Origin of the sequence: Agrobacterium fabrum str. C58 (assembly GCF_000092025.1) — a bacterium.
GTDB lineage: Bacteria > Pseudomonadota > Alphaproteobacteria > Rhizobiales > Rhizobiaceae > Agrobacterium > Agrobacterium fabrum.
Map to the genome: position 1 here is coordinate 2460234 of NC_003062.2, position 21169 is coordinate 2481402.

General features: G+C 59.4%; 20 protein-coding genes. 12 read left to right on the plus strand and 8 right to left on the minus strand.

From position 1 onward, the window contains the following. The first annotated feature begins 289 nt into the window (after positions 1–289). From ATU_RS12145 to ATU_RS12155, 3 genes are all read left to right on the plus strand, one after another. On the plus strand, positions 290–2173 hold the full coding sequence (locus tag ATU_RS12145; protein WP_006312115.1) for an MFS transporter: 1884 nt from the start codon (positions 290–292) through the stop codon (positions 2171–2173). A gap of 189 nt (positions 2174–2362) precedes the next feature. Next, positions 2363–3937, plus strand: a complete 1575-nt coding sequence (locus tag ATU_RS12150) for a Re/Si-specific NAD(P)(+) transhydrogenase subunit alpha (RefSeq protein ID WP_010972360.1) — start codon at positions 2363–2365, stop codon at positions 3935–3937. 20 nt (positions 3938–3957) lie between these two features. Then, positions 3958–5403 carry an NAD(P)(+) transhydrogenase (Re/Si-specific) subunit beta gene (locus ATU_RS12155; RefSeq protein ID WP_010972361.1) on the plus strand — a complete coding sequence of 482 codons (1446 nt, stop codon included), beginning with the start codon at positions 3958–3960 and terminating at the stop codon, positions 5401–5403. Positions 5404–5609: 206 nt separating this feature from the next. On the opposite strand, the gene rutF is transcribed toward ATU_RS12155, so the two are convergent. The 7 genes from rutF to ATU_RS12190 form a co-directional block, all read right to left on the minus strand. Further along, on the minus strand, positions 5610–6134 hold the full coding sequence (rutF, locus tag ATU_RS12160; RefSeq protein WP_006312118.1) for an NADH-dependent FMN reductase RutF: 525 nt from the start codon (positions 6132–6134) through the stop codon (positions 5610–5612). A gap of 41 nt (positions 6135–6175) precedes the next feature. Continuing rightward, complete coding sequence (locus ATU_RS12165; RefSeq protein ID WP_010972362.1) at positions 6176–6766, minus strand: malonic semialdehyde reductase; 591 nt, start codon at positions 6764–6766, stop codon at positions 6176–6178. Positions 6767–6786: 20 nt separating this feature from the next. After that, entirely contained in the window at positions 6787–7575 is a 789-nt protein-coding gene (gene rutD / locus ATU_RS12170; protein WP_035255817.1) for a pyrimidine utilization protein D, read from the minus strand. A 13-nt stretch (positions 7576–7588) separates the two neighbouring features. Continuing rightward, positions 7589–7975 carry a pyrimidine utilization protein C gene (gene rutC, locus ATU_RS12175; RefSeq protein ID WP_004443491.1) on the minus strand — a complete coding sequence of 129 codons (387 nt, stop codon included), beginning with the start codon at positions 7973–7975 and terminating at the stop codon, positions 7589–7591. A 26-nt stretch (positions 7976–8001) separates the two neighbouring features. Then, positions 8002–8742 carry a pyrimidine utilization protein B gene (gene rutB / locus ATU_RS12180; RefSeq protein WP_004443492.1) on the minus strand — a complete coding sequence of 247 codons (741 nt, stop codon included), beginning with the start codon at positions 8740–8742 and terminating at the stop codon, positions 8002–8004. Beyond that, on the minus strand, positions 8739–9830 hold the full coding sequence (gene rutA / locus ATU_RS12185) for a pyrimidine utilization protein A (protein WP_006312122.1): 1092 nt from the start codon (positions 9828–9830) through the stop codon (positions 8739–8741). The genes rutB and rutA overlap by 4 nt, the downstream gene beginning before the upstream one ends. A 402-nt stretch (positions 9831–10232) precedes the next feature. Beyond that, the gene (locus ATU_RS12190; protein WP_010972364.1) at positions 10233–10844 is read right to left on the minus strand and encodes a biliverdin-producing heme oxygenase; all 612 of its coding nucleotides are present in this window, start codon (positions 10842–10844) and stop codon (positions 10233–10235) included. Positions 10845–11150: 306 nt separating this feature from the next. Here ATU_RS12190 and ATU_RS12195 point away from each other — a divergent pair, with 306 nt between their 5' ends. The 9 genes from ATU_RS12195 (at position 11151) to ATU_RS12235 (ending at position 20150) form a co-directional block, all read left to right on the plus strand. After that, complete coding sequence (locus ATU_RS12195; RefSeq protein ID WP_010972365.1) at positions 11151–12035, plus strand: dihydrodipicolinate synthase family protein; 885 nt, start codon at positions 11151–11153, stop codon at positions 12033–12035. Positions 12036–12055: 20 nt separating this feature from the next. Beyond that, positions 12056–12712: a GntR family transcriptional regulator gene (locus ATU_RS12200; RefSeq protein WP_006312125.1), complete on the plus strand. Its 657-nt coding sequence runs from the start codon at positions 12056–12058 to the stop codon at positions 12710–12712. Positions 12713–12814: 102 nt separating this feature from the next. Next, positions 12815–14146 carry an ABC transporter substrate-binding protein gene (locus tag ATU_RS12205; RefSeq protein WP_010972366.1) on the plus strand — a complete coding sequence of 444 codons (1332 nt, stop codon included), beginning with the start codon at positions 12815–12817 and terminating at the stop codon, positions 14144–14146. Beyond that, positions 14146–15084, plus strand: a complete 939-nt coding sequence (locus ATU_RS12210) for a carbohydrate ABC transporter permease (protein WP_010972367.1) — start codon at positions 14146–14148, stop codon at positions 15082–15084. The genes ATU_RS12205 and ATU_RS12210 overlap by 1 nt, the downstream gene beginning before the upstream one ends. 14 nt (positions 15085–15098) lie before the next feature. Continuing rightward, the gene (locus ATU_RS12215; protein WP_169539107.1) at positions 15099–15920 is read left to right on the plus strand and encodes a carbohydrate ABC transporter permease; all 822 of its coding nucleotides are present in this window, start codon (positions 15099–15101) and stop codon (positions 15918–15920) included. Positions 15921–16023: 103 nt separating this feature from the next. Continuing rightward, entirely contained in the window at positions 16024–17082 is a 1059-nt protein-coding gene (locus ATU_RS12220) for an ABC transporter ATP-binding protein (protein ID WP_010972369.1), read from the plus strand. Between the two features lie 20 nt (positions 17083–17102). Continuing rightward, complete coding sequence (locus tag ATU_RS12225; RefSeq protein WP_010972370.1) at positions 17103–18062, plus strand: sugar kinase; 960 nt, start codon at positions 17103–17105, stop codon at positions 18060–18062. Positions 18063–18205: 143 nt separating this feature from the next. Continuing rightward, positions 18206–19264: a P1 family peptidase gene (locus ATU_RS12230; RefSeq protein WP_006312131.1), complete on the plus strand. Its 1059-nt coding sequence runs from the start codon at positions 18206–18208 to the stop codon at positions 19262–19264. 19 nt (positions 19265–19283) lie between these two features. Then, positions 19284–20150 carry a D-amino-acid transaminase gene (locus ATU_RS12235; protein WP_006312132.1) on the plus strand — a complete coding sequence of 289 codons (867 nt, stop codon included), beginning with the start codon at positions 19284–19286 and terminating at the stop codon, positions 20148–20150. Positions 20151–20216: 66 nt separating this feature from the next. On the opposite strand, the gene ATU_RS12240 is transcribed toward ATU_RS12235, so the two are convergent. Then, on the minus strand, positions 20217–21113 hold the full coding sequence (locus tag ATU_RS12240) for a LysR substrate-binding domain-containing protein (protein WP_006312133.1): 897 nt from the start codon (positions 21111–21113) through the stop codon (positions 20217–20219). Positions 21114–21169: the final 56 nt, after the last annotated feature.

The window sequence follows — 21169 nt, forward strand, 5'->3', positions numbered from 1 at the left end:
TGCGTGCGCAAGGTGATGCTCCTTCTTCGCGAGAAGCTATTAGAAGGTTTCTTCTTTGTGTCAAGGAAAAAGGCGCATCGAAAGGCCACCTGAACGACAGCCAAACCGCACCGCGCGACATTTTCGGGATACCGTCCCTTAGACTAAAGTCATAATCCGAAAGCATCGCTCTTACTGGGGTTAATTTTCTGTCACTCTGATGTCACGCGCATCGCAGCCGCAAGGTGAGTCCGAAGGAGAGAGACGGGCTCCGCAATGCGTCGATTGGGACATCTGTGGAGGACAGAGAATGGCAAATATTGCAGCCGCAAGCGGCGCTGCCCGTCCAATGACGGGCGAGGAGAAGAAGGTGATTTTCGCCTCTTCTCTCGGAACAGTCTTCGAATGGTACGATTTTTATCTATACGGCTCGCTCGCGATCTATATCGGCGCGAACTTCTTCAGCCAATATCCGGAAACAACGCGTAACATCTTCGCGCTTCTGGCTTTTGCCGCCGGCTTCCTCGTGCGCCCCTTCGGCGCGCTGGTGTTCGGGCGTCTCGGCGACATTGTCGGCCGTAAATACACCTTCCTGATCACCATTCTCATCATGGGTGTTTCGACCTTCCTCGTCGGTGTCCTGCCCGGTGCATCGCAGATCGGCATCGCAGCCCCGATCATCCTGATCATCCTGCGCATGCTGCAGGGTCTGGCGCTTGGCGGTGAATATGGCGGTGCTGCAACCTACGTGGCAGAACACGCGCCCAACGGTCGCAGGGGCTATTACACCTCATGGATCCAGACAACGGCGACACTCGGCCTGTTCCTGTCGCTGATGGTTATTCTCGGCGTGCAGTTCGCACTCGGCAAAGAAGCCTTCGCAGCCTGGGGCTGGCGCATTCCCTTCCTCGTTTCCGTTCTGCTGCTTGGCGTTTCGGTCTGGATTCGTCTGAAAATGAACGAATCCCCTGCCTTCAAGAAGATGAAGGAAGAGGGCAAGACCTCCAAGGCCCCGCTCAGCGAAGCTTTCGGCCAGTGGAAAAACGCCAAGATCGCCCTGCTCGCCCTCGTCGGCGCCGTCATCGGCCAGGCCGTCGTCTGGTACACCGGCCAGTTCTACGCGCTGTTCTTCCTGCAGAGCATCTTGAAGGTGGACGGCCAGTCCGCCAACATCATGGTGGCGGCAGCGCTCATCCTCGGCACCGGCTTCTTCGTGCTCTTCGGCTGGCTTTCCGACAAGATCGGCCGCAAGCCCATCATCATGGCCGGCCTTATCCTCGCCATGCTGACCTACTTCCCGCTGTTCAAGGCACTGACATGGGCGGGCAACCCGGCACTTGCGCAGGCACAATCCACCGTTCGCGCCACCGTGACTGCGGCTCCGGGCGACTGCAAGTTCCAGTTCAACCCGACTGGGACTGCGAAATTCACCACATCCTGCGATATCGCCACCTCGTTCCTGACCCGCAACTCCGTCCCCTATGACGTGGTTGCCGGAGCAGCCGGTGAGCCGGCAAGCGTCAAGCTCGGCGACGCCACCATCGCCAGCTACGACGCCATCGCGGCCGGCGCGGATGCTTCCGCGAAGGACAAGGCATTCCAGAAGCAGATCAACATTGCACTGCATGACAGCGGTTACCCGCTGGTACGCGGTGCGGCACAGGTGCCGGACGCGAAACTGGACGCCTTCATTGCCGCAAACCCGGAACTCAACCTCAATGCCGATGCCGTTCGCGCCACCGACAAGAAGATGGTTGCGACCGACAAGCTGGTGGCCGACAAGCTGCTGACGCCTGCCGAAACGGCCGGTGCGGCGGAAATGGCCGTCTACACCATCGCCGGCGGCGGTGCCTTCACCATGGTGGCCGATCCGGCAGCCGTGAACTGGATCGTCATCATCGCGGTCCTGACCGTCCTCGTGATCTATGTGACGATGGTCTATGGCCCGATCGCGGCACTGCTGGTCGAACTGTTCCCGACCCGCATCCGCTACTCCGGCATGTCGCTGCCCTATCACATCGGCAACGGCTGGTTCGGCGGTCTTCTGCCCGCCACCGCCTTTGCGATGAGCGCGGCGAAAGGCGATATCTATTACGGCCTCTGGTATCCGATCGTCTTTGCAGGCATCACGCTGGTCATCGGCCTGCTGTTCCTGCCGGAAACCAAGGATCGCGACATCCACACCATGGAGTGAGCGAAAGCACCCCCAAACAACCACCCGGCGCCATGGCGCCGGGTTTTTTATTGCCGCCGTACCGCCACCGCCCGAAATGGCCTTTTCCCGCCTGTCAATCCGCCGCAGGTAGAAAAACAGCAATAACAAGACAAAAACGCCCCAAATGGGCTATGACGGCTTATCAGGACGGGAAATGGGAGAGCAGTTTTGAGAATCGGAACGCCTAAGGAATTATATGAGGGCGAAGCGCGCGTCGGCATGACGCCCGACAGCGCGCAGGCCCTGCAGAAACTCGGATATGATTGCGTGATAGAGGCCGGCGCCGGCAAGGCAGCCGGTTTTTCCGACGACGCCTATCGCGCGGCTGGGGTCACGGTGGTCGATAGCGCCGACGCGCTCTTCGCCGGATCCGACATCATCGCCAAGGTTCGTCCGCCGGAAACGTCGGAGATTGATCGCCTGTCTTCGGACAAGACGCTGATCTCGTTCTTTTATCCCGCCCAGAACAAGGACCTTCTGGAGCAGGCGAAGGAAAAGGGCGCCAACGTCATCGCCATGGACATGGTGCCGCGCATTTCCCGCGCCCAGAAGATGGATGCCCTGTCCTCCATGGCCAATATCGCCGGTTATCGCGCGGTCATCGAGGCGGGTAACAATTTCGGCCGCTTCTTCACCGGTCAGGTAACAGCCGCCGGCAAGGTTCCGCCCGCCAAGGTTCTAGTGATCGGTGCCGGCGTCGCCGGTCTTGCCGCCATCGGCACCGCCACCTCGCTCGGCGCCATCACCTATGCCTTCGACGTGCGCCCTGAGGTGGCCGAACAGATCGAATCCATGGGCGCTGAATTCGTCTATCTCGATTTTGCCGATCAGCAGCAGGATGGTGCCGCCACCGGCGGTTATGCCGCTCCCTCCTCGCCGGAATTCCGCGAGAAGCAGCTTGAGAAATTTCGCGAACTCGCGCCGCAGATCGATATCGTCATCACCACGGCGCTGATCCCAGGCCGTGACGCCCCTAAACTGTGGCTCGCCGACATGGTGGCGGCAATGAAGCCGGGTTCTGTCATCATCGACCTTGCTGCCGAGCGCGGCGGCAATTGCGATCTGACGGTGCCCGACCAGCGTATCGTTTCCGACAACGGCGTCATCGTCATCGGCTACACGGATTTTCCGAGCCGCATGGCGGCGCAGGCCTCGACGCTCTATTCCACCAACATCCGTCACATGATGACCGATCTGACGCCCGCGAAGGACGGCAAGCCGGTTCACAACATGGAAGACGATGTCATTCGCGGCGCGACCGTCACCTATCAGGGCGAGATCACTTTCCCGCCGCCGCCGCCGAAGATTCAGGCCATTGCGGCGCAGAAGCCGAAGGAACGAGTCAAAGAGCTGACGCCTGAAGAAAAACACGCGAAAGAACGGGCCGAGTTCAAGGCGCAGACCAAAAGCCAGGTCGGGCTGCTGGTCATTGGTACGGCGGCCCTGCTTCTCGTCGGTCTTTTTGCACCAGCAAGCTTCATGAGCCACTTCATCGTCTTCGTGCTCGCCTGCTTCATCGGTTTCCAGGTTATCTGGAACGTCAGCCACTCGCTTCACACACCGCTGATGGCCGTGACGAACGCCATTTCCGGCATCGTCATCATCGGCGCGCTGCTGCAGATCGGTTCTGGCAACTGGCTGGTGGTGATCCTTGCCTCGCTTTCCGTCCTGATCGCGACGATCAACATCGTTGGCGGTTTCCTCGTGACACGGCGCATGCTCGCCATGTTCCAGAAGTCCTGAGCGTGCGGGGATTTAAATAAATGACCATTGGTATCGTTTCCGCGGCCTATGTTGCCGCAGCCGTTCTTTTCATCCTTTCCCTCGGCGGCCTTTCCGGACAGGAAAGCGCCAAACGCGCTGTCTGGTACGGCATAACAGGCATGGGTCTCGCCATCGTCGCCACTGTCTTCGGCCCCGAAATCAGCAAGGGTGTCGGGCAATGGCTCGTCGTGCTCCTGATGCTCGCCGGCGGCTCGGTTCTCGGCTACTTCGTCGCAAGCCGCGTGCAGATGACCGAAATGCCGCAGCTTGTGGCAGCCCTTCACTCCTTCGTCGGTCTTGCCGCCGTCTTCATCGGCTTCAACGCCCATATCGAGGAAGCGCATGTCGCCTCGCTCGATGAGACGGCACGGTCGTTGCTGACAGGCTTTTCCGCCATCCTCGCCCACAAGACACCGGTGGAACTGGCGATCATGAAGGTCGAGGTCTTCCTCGGCGTCTTCATCGGCGCAGTCACCTTCACCGGCTCCGTCGTCGCCTTCGGCAAGCTTGCCGGCAAGGTGGACGGCAAGGCGAAGAAGCTGCCGGGCGGACACCTGCTGAACGCCGGTGCTGCGATCCTGTCGCTCGTGCTGCTCATCATGTATTGCAACGGCGCCGGCGCATGGACCCTCGTCCTGATGACGCTTGCCGCCTTCTTCATCGGTTACCACCTGATCATGGGTATCGGCGGCGCTGACATGCCTGTCGTCGTTTCGATGTTGAACAGCTATTCCGGCTGGGCGGCCGCCGCCATCGGCTTCACGCTCGGCAACGATCTCCTGATCGTGACGGGCGCGCTGGTCGGCTCCTCGGGTGCGATCCTCTCCTACATCATGTGCAAGGCGATGAACCGCTCTTTCATCTCGGTCATCCTTGGCGGCTTCGGCGGCACGACGGGCCCGGCAATGGAAATCGAGGGCGAGCAGGTGGCGATCGACGCCGAGGGCGTGGCCGCAGCACTCAACGACGCCGACAGCGTCATCATCGTGCCCGGTTATGGCATGGCGGTGGCGCAGGCCCAGAGCGCGGTATCCGAGCTGACCCGCAAGCTGCGCGCCGACGGCAAGACCGTGCGTTTCGCCATCCACCCCGTTGCCGGCCGCCTTCCCGGCCACATGAACGTGCTGCTCGCCGAAGCCAAGGTGCCCTACGACATCGTGCTGGAAATGGACGAGATCAACGACGATTTCCCGAGCACCGACGTCGTCATCGTCATCGGCTCCAACGATATCGTCAACCCGGCGGCACAGGACGATCCGAATTCACCCATCGCTGGCATGCCGGTTCTGGAAGTGTGGAAGTCGAAGCTCGTCATCGTCTCCAAGCGCGGCCAGGGCACGGGTTACTCCGGCATCGAGAACCCGCTGTTCTATAAGGACAATACGCGCATGTTCTATGGCGATGCGAAGAAGTCGATCAACGAGCTTCTGCCGCTGATCAAGTAATGAGAAAGGCGTTTCCGGGAAACCGGGAACGCCCTTTTTACTGACGTGAAAAGAAACCTCCACCGTCATCCTCGGGCTTGTCCCGAGGATCTATCCACGTCGAATAAAATTAATCGGTTGCAAATCCTCGGGACAAGCCCAAGGATGATGGTGTGCAAGTAGCTGATCGTGAGTTAAGCGGTATCATCCGGCCCCAGAGACTGCGTTCAAAGCACCCGGTAACGCCGGTTGAAATACATCAGCGCTTCATCACCCGCGTTGATCTTCATATCAACGACAGTGCAGATCAGAATATCATGCGTGCCGCCGTCATGGGCCTCGCGGATACGGCAGTCGAAAGAAACCAGTGCGTCTTCCAGAACCGGAGCGCCGGTCTCGAGCACGCCCCAGCTGCCGGCGGCGAAACGTTCTTCCGCCGGTGTCTTGCCGCCAAAAAGCGTGCTCAGCACCTCGTGATGGGCGGCAAGCGTATTGATGCAGATAACGCCATTAGCCTTCACCACCTTGTAGGCTGAGGCATTGCGGTTGAGGCAGACGAGAAGCGTGGGCGGATTGTCGGAAACGCTGCAAACGGCCGTCGCTGCAAAGCCCGCACGGCCTGCCGCGCCATCCGTCGTGACGATGTTGACCGCCGCACCGAGCCGCGCCATGGCGTTTCTATAATCGAGGCTGCGCTGCTCAGCAGTCTTCGTCTCCATTGCCGCTTCCTTTTCGAGAGACATCATCTGCATCTAACCCATCCTTCCTTAACAGGCCATCAAGCCAGCACACATCAAGCCAGCACACAGGCGTCTTCAAATCCAAGGCGCGGCAGGCGGCCGAACAGCTTCGACGGATCGCCATAACCGAGATTGATCAGAAAATTGGATTTCCACGTCGTCCCGGCAAAAAACGCCGCATCCACCTTACCCTTGTCGAAACCCGACATGGCGCCGGTATCCAGCCCTAGCGCGCGGGCGGCAAGGATCAGATATCCGGCCTGAAGCGTGGCGTTGCGAAAGGCCGTTTCTTCGGCCACCGCCGGGCTGGAAGTGAACCACGAACGCGCATCGGCGTGGGGAAACAGTTCCGGCAGTTTCTCGTAGAATTCGCTGTCAATGGCGGCGATGACAGTCACCGGTGCCGCCATGGTCTTTTCGAGATTGCCGGAAGACAGCGCAGGCTTCAGCTTTTCCTTCGCCTCCTGGCTGCGCACGAAGACGAAACGCGCTGGCGAGCAATTGGCTGAGGTCGGCCCCATCTTCGTCAGATCGTAAAGGGCCATCAGCGTCTCGTCGCCGATCGGCTTGTCCGTCCAACCATTGTGGGTGCGTGCTTCGGTGAAAAGCGTCGCCAGTGCAGCGTCATCAAGTGATTTCGTCATCTTGCTCTAAAATCCTGTCATCATGTCTGGTCGGCTGGCAGCAGGAACTGCAACAGCCGGGTGTTGAAAAGGTCAGGCTCGGTGATATTGACCGCGTGGGCCCCGAAATCCAAAAGGCAAAGCTCGCTTTGCGGCAATCCCTCCGCCAAACGCAGCGAGCGCGTATAGGGCACCAGAAGATCGTCCTTCGTCGCCACCACCAGCACCGGATTGCCGATCTCGCCAAGCCGGGCATCGATATCGAAAGCCCGCAGCGCGGCTATACGACGAAGCACGTTGGTCTTTCCCTGAAAATGCGCGACGCCATGAGCATCATCTCGCGCCAGCCGCTCCTGATGTTCCGACATCCAGGCCGCCGGATAAAGAAACAGCGGCTGGGCTTTGACGAAGGCGTCGACACCGGATTTCTCCAGAAGCTCGATCCGCACGTCAAAGCAGCGCCCGGAATGCGGATCGGCCTTGCTCCAGGCATTGATGAGCACAAGCCTGTCGATGAGGCGGGGCTGGCGCAGCGCGATATCGAGGCCGATCAGACCGCCAAGCGCATGACCCATGAAGTGGAATTTTTCGAGGTTCAGAGCCGAGACAATCTCCAGCACATCATCCGCCATGGCAGATATGCCGCCCTCTGTCGGCACCTCCCCGCCCGTCCTGCCGGTTCCGCGATGATCATAGGTGACGATCCGGAAATGATCGGAAAGGGCCTCGATCTGCGGCAGCCAATAGGCACTCGATCCGCCAAGCCCCGAAGACAAAAGGATGGTGGGCGCCTCGGCATCGGTGCGGCCATGAACCTCGAAATGCATCATCTGCCACTTCGCCCTATTTGCCGATATGGGCGACGGTGGCGATTTCCACCAGTGCATCAGGCTTTACCAGGCCGCACTGGATGCAATACCGCGCCGGCTTGTCGCCGGGGAAATATTCGGCATAGACCGTGTTGACGGCCTGATAATTCGCCCAGTCGGTGATGAAGATGTGGTTCATCGTCACGTCTTCCATCGTGCCGCCGGCGGTTTCGATGACCGACTTGATGGTTTCGAGAACATGGCGTGTCTGCGCACTGGCATCGCCCACATGCACGACGTTATTGTCCTTGTCGAAGGGCAGCGTGCCGGACACATAAACCACGCCATCGGCAAGGGTTCCCGGCGAAAAAGGGGCGATGGGTTTGCTGGTGCCTACTGGCACGATGATCTTCTTCGGCATTTCGTTCTCCTCTTTGTGGTTCCTGCTCAATCGGTAACGGGCGCGGCCTGCGAAATGACGCCGCAGAAATCATTGACGGTGGCGACCCAGCCGAAAAACTTCTCGACATTGTAGACCGTCGCCTGCTGGATAAAATCCGGACCCAGATGATGGGTGGCATCCTCCAGCATCACCCCGAAATATTCGAGATGGAACGCGTCGCGCAGCGAGCTTTCCACACAGACATTGGTGGCGATGCCGACAAAGACGAGATTGCGGATACCGCGGGCACGCAAAACGCTGTCCATATTGGTGTTGAAGAACCCGCTGTAACGCGTCTTCGGCACCAGAATATCGCCGGGTTGCGGTTGCAGCTCATCAACAATGGCATAATCCCATGTGCCCTTGGCCAGCAGCTGGCCCTGCAGTTCCGGCCTTTTGCGCATGGTCTTCAGCGCGTTGGACTTGTGCCAGTTGGGCGAACCCGGCCCGCCCGCCTCGACATAATCCTTGTCCCAGCCATTCTGGAAATAAATGACCTGAACGCCCGCCGCCCGCGCCGCATCCAGCGTCTTTTTGATGTTGGCAATGGTGCCCTTGGCCCCGGAAATATCGAACCCGGCAAGGTCGACGTAACCGCCCTCGGTCGAATAGGCGTTCTGCATATCGACCACGACAACGGCGGTCTCGCTGGGTTTCAGGGTAATCGGCTCCGGCCTCGCGGGAAGCGTCACGCTTTCCGAGCGGCTTTCAGGTCCCTTATATCCCGCCACGACGGCTTCACTCATTCCGCAGCCTCCAGTTCGGCCAGCACATGCTGGCGGCTCTTCATCAGCGGCTGCACATATTTGCCGAATTTTTCGACGCCCTCGAGGAAGTCGTCAAAGGTCAGCATCACGCCGCCGGTGCCCGGCACTTCGCTCATCTCATCCAGCATCGCCGCCACTTCCTCATAGGAGCCGATCAAGGTTCCCATGTTGATGTTGACCGCCGAGACGGGGTTAGACATGTGCCTTACATTGGTGTCGGAGCCGGATTTGGTGTCGACAGCGCTTTGCAGGCCGAGCCACTTGATGGCGTCCTCATCCGCACCCGCCTTGTAGTGCTCCCACTTCGCCCAGGCATCCTCGGATTTTTCCTCGGCAAGCACCATCGTCAGTACGACGGATTTAACCTCACGGCCGGACTTTTCCGTTGCTGCCAGAAGTCGCTCATTGGTGGGCGCAAAAGCCTTCGGCGTATTGACGCCGACGCCGAAGCAGAAGCTGTAATCGGCAAACTTGGCGGAAAACGCCATGCCAGAATTGGAGGAACCAGCGCAGATGAGCTTCACGTCACCCTGCGGCACCGGCTTCATGCGGCAATCATCCATCTGGAAGAACTTGCCCTTGAAGTCCGACTGCCCTTCCGTCAGCAGCTCTTTCAGCACGGAGGTATATTCGCCGAGATATTCATAGCGATCACCGAAATAATCGTCCCCCGGCCAAAGGCCCATCTGGCTGTACTCGGGGCGCTGCCAGCCGGTAATCAGGTTGATGCCGAAACGGCCGCCGGAAATGGAATCGATCGTGGTCGCCATGCGTGCGACGATGGCGGGCGGCATGACCAGCGTGGCGGCGGTGCCGAACAGCTTGATCTTGGAGGTGACGGCGGCAAGGCCTGCCATCAGCGTGAAGGATTCCAGATTATAGTCCCAGAACTCTGTCTTGCCGCCAAAGCCACGCAGCTTGATCATCGACAACGCGAAGTCGAAACCATATTGCTCCGCCTTCAGCGTGATCGCCTTGTTCAGATCAAAGCTCGGCTTGTATTGCGGCGCGTTTTCGGAAAGAAGCCACCCATTGTTCCCGATCGGGATAAAAACACCAACTTCCATTTTGCAGTTCCCTTTTTAACGTCAGGTGTCTCCTGACTTGACAAAAAGAGTAGCAGGTTCTGTGCCAGACCAAATAAAATAATTTTATCAAATGGATAAAATTTTGGGGCGCATCGAGCCTTTACCAAAAGATAAAATTTTTATCATTTGGTAAAAATATTTGCCTGTTTATTCGGCAGAAATGAACGCGAGAGTGGTAAGATTAGAAGTTGTAGAAATAGTCCTGAAACTGCGGTGAGGGAGGCTTCACACTCCTCGTCATCCTCAGGCTTGTCCCGAGGATCTATCCACGTTCAGTAAAATCAATCGGTTGCAGATTCCGGGACAAGCCCGAGGATGACGGCGTTGGGTTTCGAAATTGCGATCAATCGTGGATAGATCTTCAAGAGCTATGCCAGAATCTCAACCCATTCGCTGCTGCGCATAGGCATGCACCGCCCGGAAAGCAGCCTCGGCACCGGCAACGACGCGCTCTTCCTCTTGCACCGTCAGCGAAATTTCATCAAGCGCGGCGGTGAATGTGCGCCAGTGCAAGCCGCGCCCTTCCGGTGCGCCGGCCAGATGGCGGGCGCCGAATTCTTCGCCAAGACCGAGCTTGGCCGCGTCCTTCAGCAGGAAAGCCGCGCCGAGATTGGAGCCTTCGACCACATAAAGCCAGCCCATGGCCTCCGGCAGATCGAAGGGCATTTCGGCAGTGAACCGCGGCTCGTCGGTGTCGGGAATGGCGTGACCGAGATCGGCAAGGTCCTGTTCGATCATCGCCAGACGACGACGGCCCTTGAGGTCGGGAAGCAGGCCATCCAGCGTGACATTGGAAAAGAAAACATCGAGATCGCGATGGAAAAGATATTGCGTTTCGACGAATTTGCCGAAGTTCTCCCGGCTCTCGAACGGCTTTGCGGCCATGATGAAGCTATCGAGATCGCCATGCGCGCCGCGCGTCGCTGCCTTCAGGCGCTTGACGCGGCTTTGCTCGATCTCTGCTACAGGCGCTGCCGGCTCCGCACTGGTCATCATGATGATCCCTTTATCCCTATATTCAGACTGCCTGATAAAAATCTTTACTCCAACAGTCAAATTTTATTTTCGCATTTTTTCTTCTCCCTATCGATGAGGCTTGCGCGTCTCTCACCGCGATAAGCCCATGCCCGTCCGGACCGACCCCACTCCTCATCGGTCCTCGCAGGCCCCCCCCCCGAACTCATTTTCCAAGCAAACTCCTTCACGCTCATGCTCCGAACAATCATATTGCAATTAGCTCTTTACAACTAACATGTCAGTATGCCATCAATCCGTTGTCACCTTGGAGGAGCATCTTAATTGACCCAGAAATTTGGCCTTTCGGCAGCCCTGACGACCCCTTTCAAAACGGACGGAACGGTCGACATCGATGCCATGATCGCCCATGCGCGCCGCTGTTTGTCCAACGGCTGCGACAGCGTGACACTCTTCGGCACGACAGGTGAAGGCTGCTCCGTCGGCAGCCGCGAACGGCAGGCGATCCTCTCCAGCTTCATTGCAGCAGGCATTGCGCCGTCGCGCATCGTCACCGGTGTTCTGGTGGATTCCATCGAGGATGCGGCAGACCAGTCGGCCGAAGCCCTGAATGCCGGCGCGCGGAATATTCTGCTCGCCCCGCCCTCCTATTTCAAGAACGTCAGCGATGACGGCCTGTTTGCCTGGTTCTCGGCTGTCTTTTCAAAGATCGGCAAGGATGCGCGCGACATTCTCGTCTACAACATCCCCTCCGTGACCATGGTAACACTGTCCGTCGAGCTGGTGGGACGGCTGAAGGCCGCATTTCCGGGCATCGTCACCGGCGTCAAGGATTCCTCCGGCAACTGGAGCCATACCGAGCGTCTCCTCAAGGAACACGGTGACCTTGCCATCCTTATCGGCGACGAGCGTGATCTCGCCAGGGGCGTTCGCCTCGGTGGCCAGGGTGCCATCTCCGGCGTTGCCAATTTCCTGACGCAGGAAGTGCGCGCCATGGCCGTCGATGGCAAGGACGATCCGCGCATCGTCGATCTTGTTGTGGAACTTCTGAAATTCCCGGTTACGCCTGCCGTCAAGGTGCTGGTATCACACACGACAGGGGAAACTATCTGGTCGGATGTGCGTGCACCACTCGTCGCCATTTCACCGGAAGACCGCCGGCAGATCGAAGGCGCATTCGACGCGCTGTTTCGCAGGCAGGCCGCCTGAACAAAGCTGAAAGGTTGAGCATGGACGATACCGGCGAACAGACATTGCGGGAACGGGCGTATGAGAGCTTTACGCATCACCTTCTCTCGCGTGACGTTCGTCCGGGGCAATTCATCTCGCAGCGCCGGCTCGTGGAACTGACGGGTCTGCCGCTCGGCGCGATCCGGGAGGCAATCCCACGGCTGGAGGCGGAAGGTCTGATCAAGACCGTGCCGCAGCGGGGATTGCAGGTCGCCCATATCGACATCAACCTCATCCGCGAAGCGTTCCAGTTCCGTATCTTTCTCGAAAAAGAAGCTGTGGCGAACTTTACCCGTTCGGCTTCCGACGAGGCCATCGCGAAGCTCCTGAAACAGCACAGGGATATTGCCGAGGCAGCGGAAAATGGCGGGGAATCGCCGGAGCTGGATCAGCATGCGCAGCAGGTGGACTGGGGCATGCACGACGCCTTCATCGATAGTCTTGGTAATTCGATCATCTCGAATGCCTACCGCGTCAATTCGATCAAGATGCGCCTCATCAATCAGGAGCGCTTTCGCATCGCCGGCCATGTGAAGTCGGTGATGAAGGAACATCTCGCCATTCTCGAAGCCATCGAGAGGCGATCCGTCGAAGAGGCCGTGGAACGGCTGACCGCCCATATCCGCAACGCAAGGGACAGGGCGCTGGCGGTCTAAGGCAACTCCGGCAGGGACTAAAGAGGGTCTGCGCTGGACTTGCAGGAAATAAGCAACAAGCCGGGGTGAGGAGAATTTCCGGCTAACTGGAGGAGAACAGACATGACGCATTCATTGCTCAACCCCACACGCCGCGCCTTTCTGGCAGGCACGGCCGCGATTGGCGGCAGCGCGATGCTCGGCATTCGCCCGGCATCGGCAGCGGTGAACTGGAAAAAACACGCCGGCACCACACTTGAAGTCAACCTGGTCAAAAGCCCGCGCAGCGAAACGCTGATCAAATATCTCGGCGAGTTCGAAGAACTGACCGGCATCAAGGTCAATGCCGAAGCAACCCCGGAACAGCAGCAGCGCCAGAAGGTGGTAATCGAGCTTTCCTCCGGCAAACCGAGCTTCGACGTCGTGCATCTGAGCTACCACGTACAGAAGCGCCAGTTCGAAAAGGGCAAGTGGCTGGCCGATATCAGCGGCTTCCTGAAGGATCCGTCGCTGACCGATCCGTCGCTGGTTGAAAAGGACTTTGCCGAGGCCGGCATGTTGTTCGCCAAGGATAGCGACGGCGTGCTGCGCTCGCTGCCCTTCTCGGTGGATTACTGGATTGTCTACTGGAACAAGGAACTCTTCGAAGCCAAGGGCCTGAAATATCCTGAAACCTTCGAGGAACTGGTGACGGCGGCGGAAAAGATTACCGATCCCGCAACCAACACTTACGGTTTCGTCGCGCGCGGCCTGAAGAACGCCAATACGCCTGTCTGGACCTCGCTGATGCTGGGTTACGGCGCAAAGCCGATCAGCGCGGATGGAAAGATCGACACCGAATCCAAGGAAGCGGTCGAGGCAGCCAAGCTCTATCAGCGCCTGATGACGAAAGCCGCCCCTCCCGGCGTCTCCGGCTTCAACTGGGCGGAAGCGCAATCGGCCTTCCTGCAGGGCAAGATCGGCATGTGGTTCGATGGCGTCGGTTTTGCCCCGCCGATCGAGAACCCGGAAAAATCCCGCGTCGTCGGCAAGGTCGGTTACGGCGTCATGCCGAAAGGCCCGGCAGTTCAGGCCGCTGGCACGTTTGGCGATGGTCTCGGTGTGGTCGAAGCCAGCAGCAAAAAGGAAGCCGCTTACCTCTTCTGCCAGTGGGCGATCTCGCACGATATGGGTGCGCGTCTGCTGCAGGCAGGTGCCGGCGTTCCGTTCCGCCAGTCCATCCTCGAAGACCAGAAGGTCCGTGAAGGCGTGAAGATGCCGGCCGCCTGGCTGGATGCGGTCGTCGGTTCCGGCAAGGTCTCGCAGCTTGCGCTTCCCGTCATCATTCCGGTGACGGAATTCCGCGACATCTACGGCGTCGGCCTCACCAACATGATCGGTGGCGCAGATCCAGCAGCTGAGCTGAAAAAGGCGACGGAACAGTTCGCACCCGTTCTGGCGCGTAGCGAGGGATAATGGCCTCCGTGAGCATCGAAAACACCAAAACAGGCGTCAGTCGCGCAGAAGGGAGCAGGCCGCCAAGGCTTGCTCCCAACTACTGGCCCTTCGTCATACCGGCACTGGTCGTCATTTCGGCTGTCATCGTTTTTCCATGGGTCTTCACCCTCTGGATGAGCGTGCATCGCTGGACGCTCGGACAGGAGCAGAGCTTTATCGGTTTTGATAACTACATAAGGCTTGCAAGCGATCTCAGGTTCTGGGAATCGCTCTGGCACACGCTCATCTATACCGTGCTGTCGGTTGTTGCTCCCCTGTTCCTCGGAACATTGGCGGCGCTGGTTTTCGATGCGCAATTTCCGCTGCGCGGTTTTCTGCGCGGCGTCTTCGTGATGCCGATGATGGCGACCCCGGTCGCCATCGCACTCGTCTGGACCATGATGTTCCACCCGCAGCTCGGTGTCCTGAACTATCTGCTGTCCCTGATCGGCATCGGTCCGCTGGAATGGATCTACAACCAGTCCACCGTCATCCCCTCGCTGGTGCTGGTGGAAACCTGGCAATGGACGCCGCTCGTCATGCTGATCGTACTCGGCGGTCTCGCCGCCGTACCCCGCGAACCCTATGAAAGTGCTGAAATCGACGGCGCCAACGCCTGGCAGAAATTCCGTTACCTGACCATGCCGATGATTGCACCGTTCCTGATGATCGCCGTCATCATCCGCTCCATCGATGCCGTCAAAAGCTTCGACATCATCTATGCGATGACGCAGGGCGGACCCGGCACGGCATCTGAAACCATCAACATCTATCTCTATAATACGGCGTTTTCCTATTACGACATCGGTTACGGCTCGGCCATGGCTGTCGTCTTCTTCGTCATCATCGTGGCGCTGTCCTTCGTGCTTCTGATGGTGCGCCAGCGCTCGCAATGGAACGAGATGGAGGAACACTGATGTCCACAAAGATCCTGAAACGCAAAAATCTCGACCGCATCGGCCTGTTCTTCGTGGCGCTGGTGATGATCTCGCCGGTCATCCTGTTCTTCATCTGGATGATCTCGCTGTCGCTGAAATATGAAATCGACAACGGGGCCTATCCGCCGATCCTGATACCCGAACGTTTCGCCTGGTCGAACTATGTGAAGGTGTTCGAGGAGAATAGCTTCTTCCTCTATTTCTGGAATTCGGTCCTCGTCACCGGCGCCGCCACCATTCTGGCGCTCGTCATCGGCGTGCCGGCCGGTTACGGCATCGCAAGGCTGAAGGCGGAAAAATCCGCTGTTGTCATCATGATCGCCCGTATGACGCCTGGCCTCTCCTTCCTCATTCCGCTGTTCCTGCTGTTCCAATGGCTGAACCTCTTGGGCACGCTCTGGCCGCAGATCATCATCCATCTGGTGGTGACGGTGCCAATCGTCGTCTGGATCATGATCGGTTATTTCGAGACAACCCCGAAGGAGCTGGAAGAGGCGGCAAGCATCGACGGCGCGTCCTCCTGGCAGGTGTTCCGGCTGGTGGCGCTGCCGATTGCCAAGCCCGGCATCGTCGTCTCCTTCATTCTGGCGGTCATCTTCTCGTGGAACAACTTCGTCTTCGGCATCGTGCTGGCCAGCCGTGAAACGCGCACCCTGCCGGTCGCGGTCTACAACATGCTGTCCTTCGAACAGGTCAGCTGGGGACCGCTCGCGGCAGCTGCGCTGATCGTGACGCTACCGGTGCTGCTGCTCACCATGTTCGCGCAGAAACAGATCGTGGCGGGTCTTACCGCCGGCGCCGTCAAGGGCGGCTGAACCAACAACAAAGGGCATTCCATGCCCTTCCTCTTTAAACGCAATTCCGGACGCAAAACCGCGACGCACTTTTGCTGGAATTGCTCATAACGGGAACCTACACATGGCACCGGTGAATATTCAGAACGTCCAGAAGCGCTTCGGCTCCGTCAACGTCATTCATGGCATCGATATCGACATCAAGGATGGCGAATTCGTCGTGCTTGTCGGCCCCTCCGGCTGCGGCAAATCTACCCTGCTGCGCATGATCGCCGGACTTGAAGAGCTGAGCGACGGCGAAATCCACATCGGCCCGCGCGAGGTCAGCCACCTGCCTGCCCGTGACCGCGATATCGCCATGGTCTTCCAGAACTACGCGCTTTATCCGCACATGACGGTGAAGGATAATATGGGCTTCGCGCTGAAGTTGAAGAAGGTGAGCGCGGACGAAACCAAGGCCAAGGTGGACAGAGCCGCCGCCATTCTGGGGCTGGAAAAACTGCTCGACCGTTATCCGCGCCAGCTCTCCGGCGGCCAGCGTCAACGTGTCGCCATGGGCCGCGCTCTGGTGCGCGATCCGCAGGTCTTCCTGTTCGATGAACCGCTCTCCAATCTCGACGCCAAGCTGCGCGTGCAGATGCGCGGCGAGATCAAGGCCATGCACCAGCGCATCGGCACGACGACCATTTACGTTACCCACGACCAGGTGGAAGCCATGACCATGGCCGACAAGATCGTGGTGCTGCATGATGGCATCATCGAGCAGATCGGCGCGCCGCTGGAGCTTTACGACAATCCCGCAAACCTCTTCGTTGCCGGCTTCATCGGTTCGCCCGCCATGAATTTCATTCGTGGCCGGGTGGAGGAAGGCGTCTTCCGCACCATAAAAGGCCTCAGCCTGCCGCTGCCCGCCCATGCCGATATCGGCAAGCTCGGCGGCCGCGACCTCGTCTATGGCGTACGGCCGGAACATATCCGCGCCGCCGAGAGTGGTATCGAGGGCCGGGTCGAACTGGTTGAAGGCACCGGCTCGGAAATCTACACCAAGCTCAATTGCAAGGGCGATGAGATCGCCTGCCTGTTCCGCGAGCGGCTCAATGTCCGCTTCGGCGATACGATCCACATTGCCATTGATCCGGCAACGGTGCATCTGTTCGACAAGGACAGCGGCAAGCGCATCTGAACACGACAGGAGCGAAGGGAATGGTAAAGGAACCGGGCGGCAAGCATGTGCTCTGCGTGGGTGCCGCCGTGCTCGACACCCTGTTTCGCGTGGCAGACATGCCGAAGGGCGAAGGCAAGGTCCTGCCCTATGAGGTGCTGCAGATCGCCGAAGGCATGGCGTCGAGCGCCGCTTATGCCGTTCATCGCATGGGCGGCCGCGCCAGCCTCTGGGGTGCGGTGGGCGACGACGAAACCGGTACCCGCATCCTTCGCGATCTCAGTGAAAGCGGCATAGACACATCAGGCATGACGGTTGCGCCCGGCGCGCGCTCGGCCCTGTCGACGATCATTATCGATAACAGGGGCGAACGGCTGATCGTGCCTTTCTACGATCATCGCCTTCACGAGAAAAAACGCGCCTGCACGCCGGAGGATATTGCTCTCTTTGATGCGGTTCTGGTTGATGTGCGCTGGCCGGAACTGGCGCTCGATGTGCTCACCGTGGCGCGTGCGCTTGGCAAACCCGCCATTCTGGATGGCGACGTAGCACCGGTGGAAACGCTGGAGGGGCTCGCCCCCGCCGCGACCCATATCGTCTTTTCCGAACCCGCCGCCACCCGGCTGACCGGACTTGAAACGGTGAAGGACATGCTGCCGGTACTGCATGCCCGTTATCCGCAGACCTTCATCGCCGTCACCGCCGGACCAGCGGGCTGCTGGTGGACGGAAGCCGACGATCCGACAGTGCATTTCCAGACGACGATGCAGGTCGAAGCGGTGGACACGCTGGCGGCGGGCGATATCTTCCACGGCACCTTTGCGCTGGCGATGGCTGAAGGCATGCAAAGCCGCGCGGCCGTCCGCCTCTCCTCCGTTGCCGCCGCGCTCAAATGCACGGTCTTCGGCGGTCGCATCGGCGCACCGACGCGCGAAGAGACCGAGGAAGCCATGCGGCAATGGCTGGAACGGGAAAGCGAACCTGCGTTGCGCGCCTCCTGAGCGCATCCATTGCCCGCATAAAACTATTCCATTTTTGCGATGCCGTTTCCCGGTGAACTAGGCTAACGTCAAGTCAGAGCAAGGCTTTTGGCAAGCCGCGCCTGTTCCACCTTGTGCCTGCACTCCGCAAAAGTGATCGCCCGATGCACCAGACGACCCGCCCGAGATTGCGCGATATCGGTTTCCGGCCCGGCCATTTCGAGACCGGCCCGCTCAACGCCATCACCGATGTCGAAGGCGTGACTAGTGGCCATTCGACCGTGATCGAAGGCGAGACGATCCGCACCGGCGCAACCGCGATCCTGCCGCATGGCGGTAATCTCTTTCAGGACAAGGTGCCCGCCGCTTTCGCCGTTTATAACGGCTTCGGCAAATTTGTCGGCTCGACCCAGATCGAGGAACTCGGCGAACTCGAAACACCAATCATCCTCACCAATACGCTGGCGACAGGCCGGGCCATCGAGGCGATCAACCGCCATACGCTGGCGCAGCCGGGCAATGAGAAGGTCGTCTCGATCAATGCCGTCGTCGGCGAAACCAACGATTCCCGCCTGAACGACATCCGTGCCGGCCGCCCGACCGTCGATGAGATATCAGCCGCGCTCAAAAACGCTGCCACAGGTCCGGTGGCCGAGGGCGGCGTTGGTGCTGGAACCGGTACGGTCGCTTTCGGCATGAAAGGCGGCATCGGCACCGCGTCGCGCCGCGTCACCATTTCCGGTCAGGCCTACACCATCGGCATTCTCGTGCAATCCAATTACGGCGGCCATCTGCTGGTCTGCGGCAAGCCCTATGTGAGCCCGGAACACAAAGACAAGGATGGCTCGATCGTCATCATCGTCGCCACCGACGCGCCGCTCTCCTCCCGCAATCTGAAGCGCCTCGCGGCCAGAAGCTTTGGTGGACTGGCGCGAACGGGTGCAGCACTCAGTAATGGCTCCGGTGACTACGCGCTGGCATTTTCCACCGATGAGCGGCTGCGCCGCACACCCGCGCGCCGCAAGGCGGTGACAGAATACCCTGAACTTTCCAACGATGCAATTTCGCCGCTGTTCGAAGCAGCGATAGAGGCGACCGAAGAGGCAATCCTCAATTCGCTCTGCGCGGCCACGACGACATCCGGTTTCAATGCCGGCACCGGCAAGGCCTCCACGGTCGAGGCCATTTCCATCGACACGCTTAAAACCCTTCTTTCAGCCTGATCTTCCAGACGGAGTTTTCATGACCAGCCCATCCGGCCGCATCGTTTACGTCAACGGCGAATTCCTGCCCGAGGCAGACGCCCGCCTTTCCATCTTTGACCGCGGTTTCCTGTTCGGTGACGGCATTTATGAAGTCACGTCGGTTCTGGAAGGCAAACTGATCGACAGCGACCTGCATATGGCCCGGCTGGAACGCAGCGCCCGCGAAATCGACGTGCCGCTGCCGGTCACCACCAAGGAGATTGTCGAGGCGGAGCGCCGCCTGATCGCCGACAACAACCTCGTGGAAGGCATGATCTATCTGCAGCTGACGCGTGGCGCCGAAGACCGCAACTTCCTGTTCTCCGCCGATCTGAAACCGACGCTCGTCATGTTCACCCAGGCCAAAAAGCTCATCGGCACCCCGGTCGAAGAAGCCGGCATCGCCGTCAAATCCGTTCCAGACCAGCGCTGGGAACGCCGCGATATCAAGACCGTCTGCCTGCTCCCACAGGTCATGGCAAAACGCATCGCCAAGGCCGAAGGCTGTGACGAAGCGTGGATGATCGAAGATGGTTTCGTCACCGAAGGCGCGTCCTCGACCGCCTACATCGTCACCGCCGATAAAAAGATCATCACCCGCGGCAACAGCAACAAGACCCTGCCCGGCTGCACCCGTCTAGCCGCCCTGCAACTGGCGAAGGAAGCCGGTTTCACGCTGGAAGAACGCCCCTTCACGCTGGAAGAGGCGCTGAAGGCCGACGAAGCCTGCCTCACCAGCGCCTCCAACTTCGTCGTCTCGGTGACGAAAATCGACGGCAAGCCTGTGGGCGACGGCAAACCCGGCCCGATGGTAAACCGCCTGCGCGCGCTCTACCTCGAAAACGCCCGCCGCACAGCGATCTGAGCCGAGAGCCCTTGTCCTGCCGCATTTCCGGACGGAAAACCGGGGTCCACTTTTCGTGAAAATGCTCTAGTCTTCGAGAACCGCCCAAATGCGCTCGACCACGGGCCGGCGGTTCTCCTTCGAGCGATAAAGCCTGATATCGACGGTAATATCGAAACTCGGATCGGCGGCGCGCACTAGGGCGCCGCTGTCCAGTTCCTGTCGCATCAGGCTTTCCGGCACCCAGGCGACCCCCCAGCCGGCCATCGCCATGGCTTTCAGCCCCACCGACATGCTGCCCTCATGCACCCGCTCGTATTGCGGCAGCCGCGCGCTCAAGAGATCGCGCAGCAGCGGCCCGAAGAACGAGGCTTTTTCATAATCCAGATAGGCAAAGGGTTTTTTCGCATTTTCCACCAGCGCATGCAGCGGTGCGCCATCCTGTGTTGGCGCGGAAACGGGAATGATGTTTTCCGCGCCGAGCACGCGGAATTCGAACAGCTGCGCATCGAGTAGCATCGGCACTTCGTGATGGGCATAGGTCAGAAGAAAATCGCTCTGCCCGTCCACGAGTGAATTGAGGTTTTCCTCCATGCTGCCGGAATCCGGCCGCAGAACGGAAAACAGCGGTCCCGCCTTTTCGTTCACGCGCTTCAGCCAGTCGGGAAAGAAGGTGAAGGACAGGGTATGCAGGGCCGTCAACCGAACGGTTCTGGCATCGGCTCCTTCTTCCTGCAGCAGCGTGCGCCGCGCATGGTAAAGCTGCTTCAGCGTCTCCTGCGCCACCGGCACGAACTTCGCCCCGGCCTCCGTCAGCCGCGACGGATAGGAGGCACGGTCGACCAGCGTCGCACCCACCCAGGCTTCCAGCTGCTTGATGCGCCGACTGAAGGCGGATTGCGTCACATGCCGCTCATCCGCGGCCTTTGAAAAATTGAGCGTTCCGGCCAGCGCCAGGAAATCCTCGAGCCATTTGACTTCCAAGGCGCACACTCCCAACAAAAACATCTGTTCCGTCTATGCGGAAAGCGTCTTTATTA

Excerpts from the sequence above, each read along its gene's own strand:
- ATU_RS12145 (WP_006312115.1), top strand. The coding sequence starts at position 290 with ATGGCAAATATTGCAGCCGCAAGCGGCGCTGCCCGTCCAATGACGGGC.
- ATU_RS12155 (WP_010972361.1), top strand. The coding sequence starts at position 3,958 with ATGACCATTGGTATCGTTTCCGCGGCCTATGTTGCCGCAGCCGTTCTT.
- rutF (WP_006312118.1), bottom strand. The coding sequence starts at position 6,134 with ATGCAGATGATGTCTCTCGAAAAGGAAGCGGCAATGGAGACGAAGACT.
- ATU_RS12165 (WP_010972362.1), bottom strand. The coding sequence starts at position 6,766 with ATGACGAAATCACTTGATGACGCTGCACTGGCGACGCTTTTCACCGAA.
- rutD (WP_035255817.1), bottom strand. The coding sequence starts at position 7,575 with ATGATGCATTTCGAGGTTCATGGCCGCACCGATGCCGAGGCGCCCACC.
- rutC (WP_004443491.1), bottom strand. The coding sequence starts at position 7,975 with ATGCCGAAGAAGATCATCGTGCCAGTAGGCACCAGCAAACCCATCGCC.
- rutB (WP_004443492.1), bottom strand. The coding sequence starts at position 8,742 with ATGAGTGAAGCCGTCGTGGCGGGATATAAGGGACCTGAAAGCCGCTCG.
- rutA (WP_006312122.1), bottom strand. The coding sequence starts at position 9,830 with ATGGAAGTTGGTGTTTTTATCCCGATCGGGAACAATGGGTGGCTTCTT.
- ATU_RS12190 (WP_010972364.1), bottom strand. The coding sequence starts at position 10,844 with ATGACCAGTGCGGAGCCGGCAGCGCCTGTAGCAGAGATCGAGCAAAGC.
- ATU_RS12200 (WP_006312125.1), top strand. The coding sequence starts at position 12,056 with ATGGACGATACCGGCGAACAGACATTGCGGGAACGGGCGTATGAGAGC.
- ATU_RS12205 (WP_010972366.1), top strand. The coding sequence starts at position 12,815 with ATGACGCATTCATTGCTCAACCCCACACGCCGCGCCTTTCTGGCAGGC.
- ATU_RS12210 (WP_010972367.1), top strand. The coding sequence starts at position 14,146 with ATGGCCTCCGTGAGCATCGAAAACACCAAAACAGGCGTCAGTCGCGCA.
- ATU_RS12220 (WP_010972369.1), top strand. The coding sequence starts at position 16,024 with ATGGCACCGGTGAATATTCAGAACGTCCAGAAGCGCTTCGGCTCCGTC.
- ATU_RS12225 (WP_010972370.1), top strand. The coding sequence starts at position 17,103 with ATGGTAAAGGAACCGGGCGGCAAGCATGTGCTCTGCGTGGGTGCCGCC.
- ATU_RS12230 (WP_006312131.1), top strand. The coding sequence starts at position 18,206 with ATGCACCAGACGACCCGCCCGAGATTGCGCGATATCGGTTTCCGGCCC.
- ATU_RS12235 (WP_006312132.1), top strand. The coding sequence starts at position 19,284 with ATGACCAGCCCATCCGGCCGCATCGTTTACGTCAACGGCGAATTCCTG.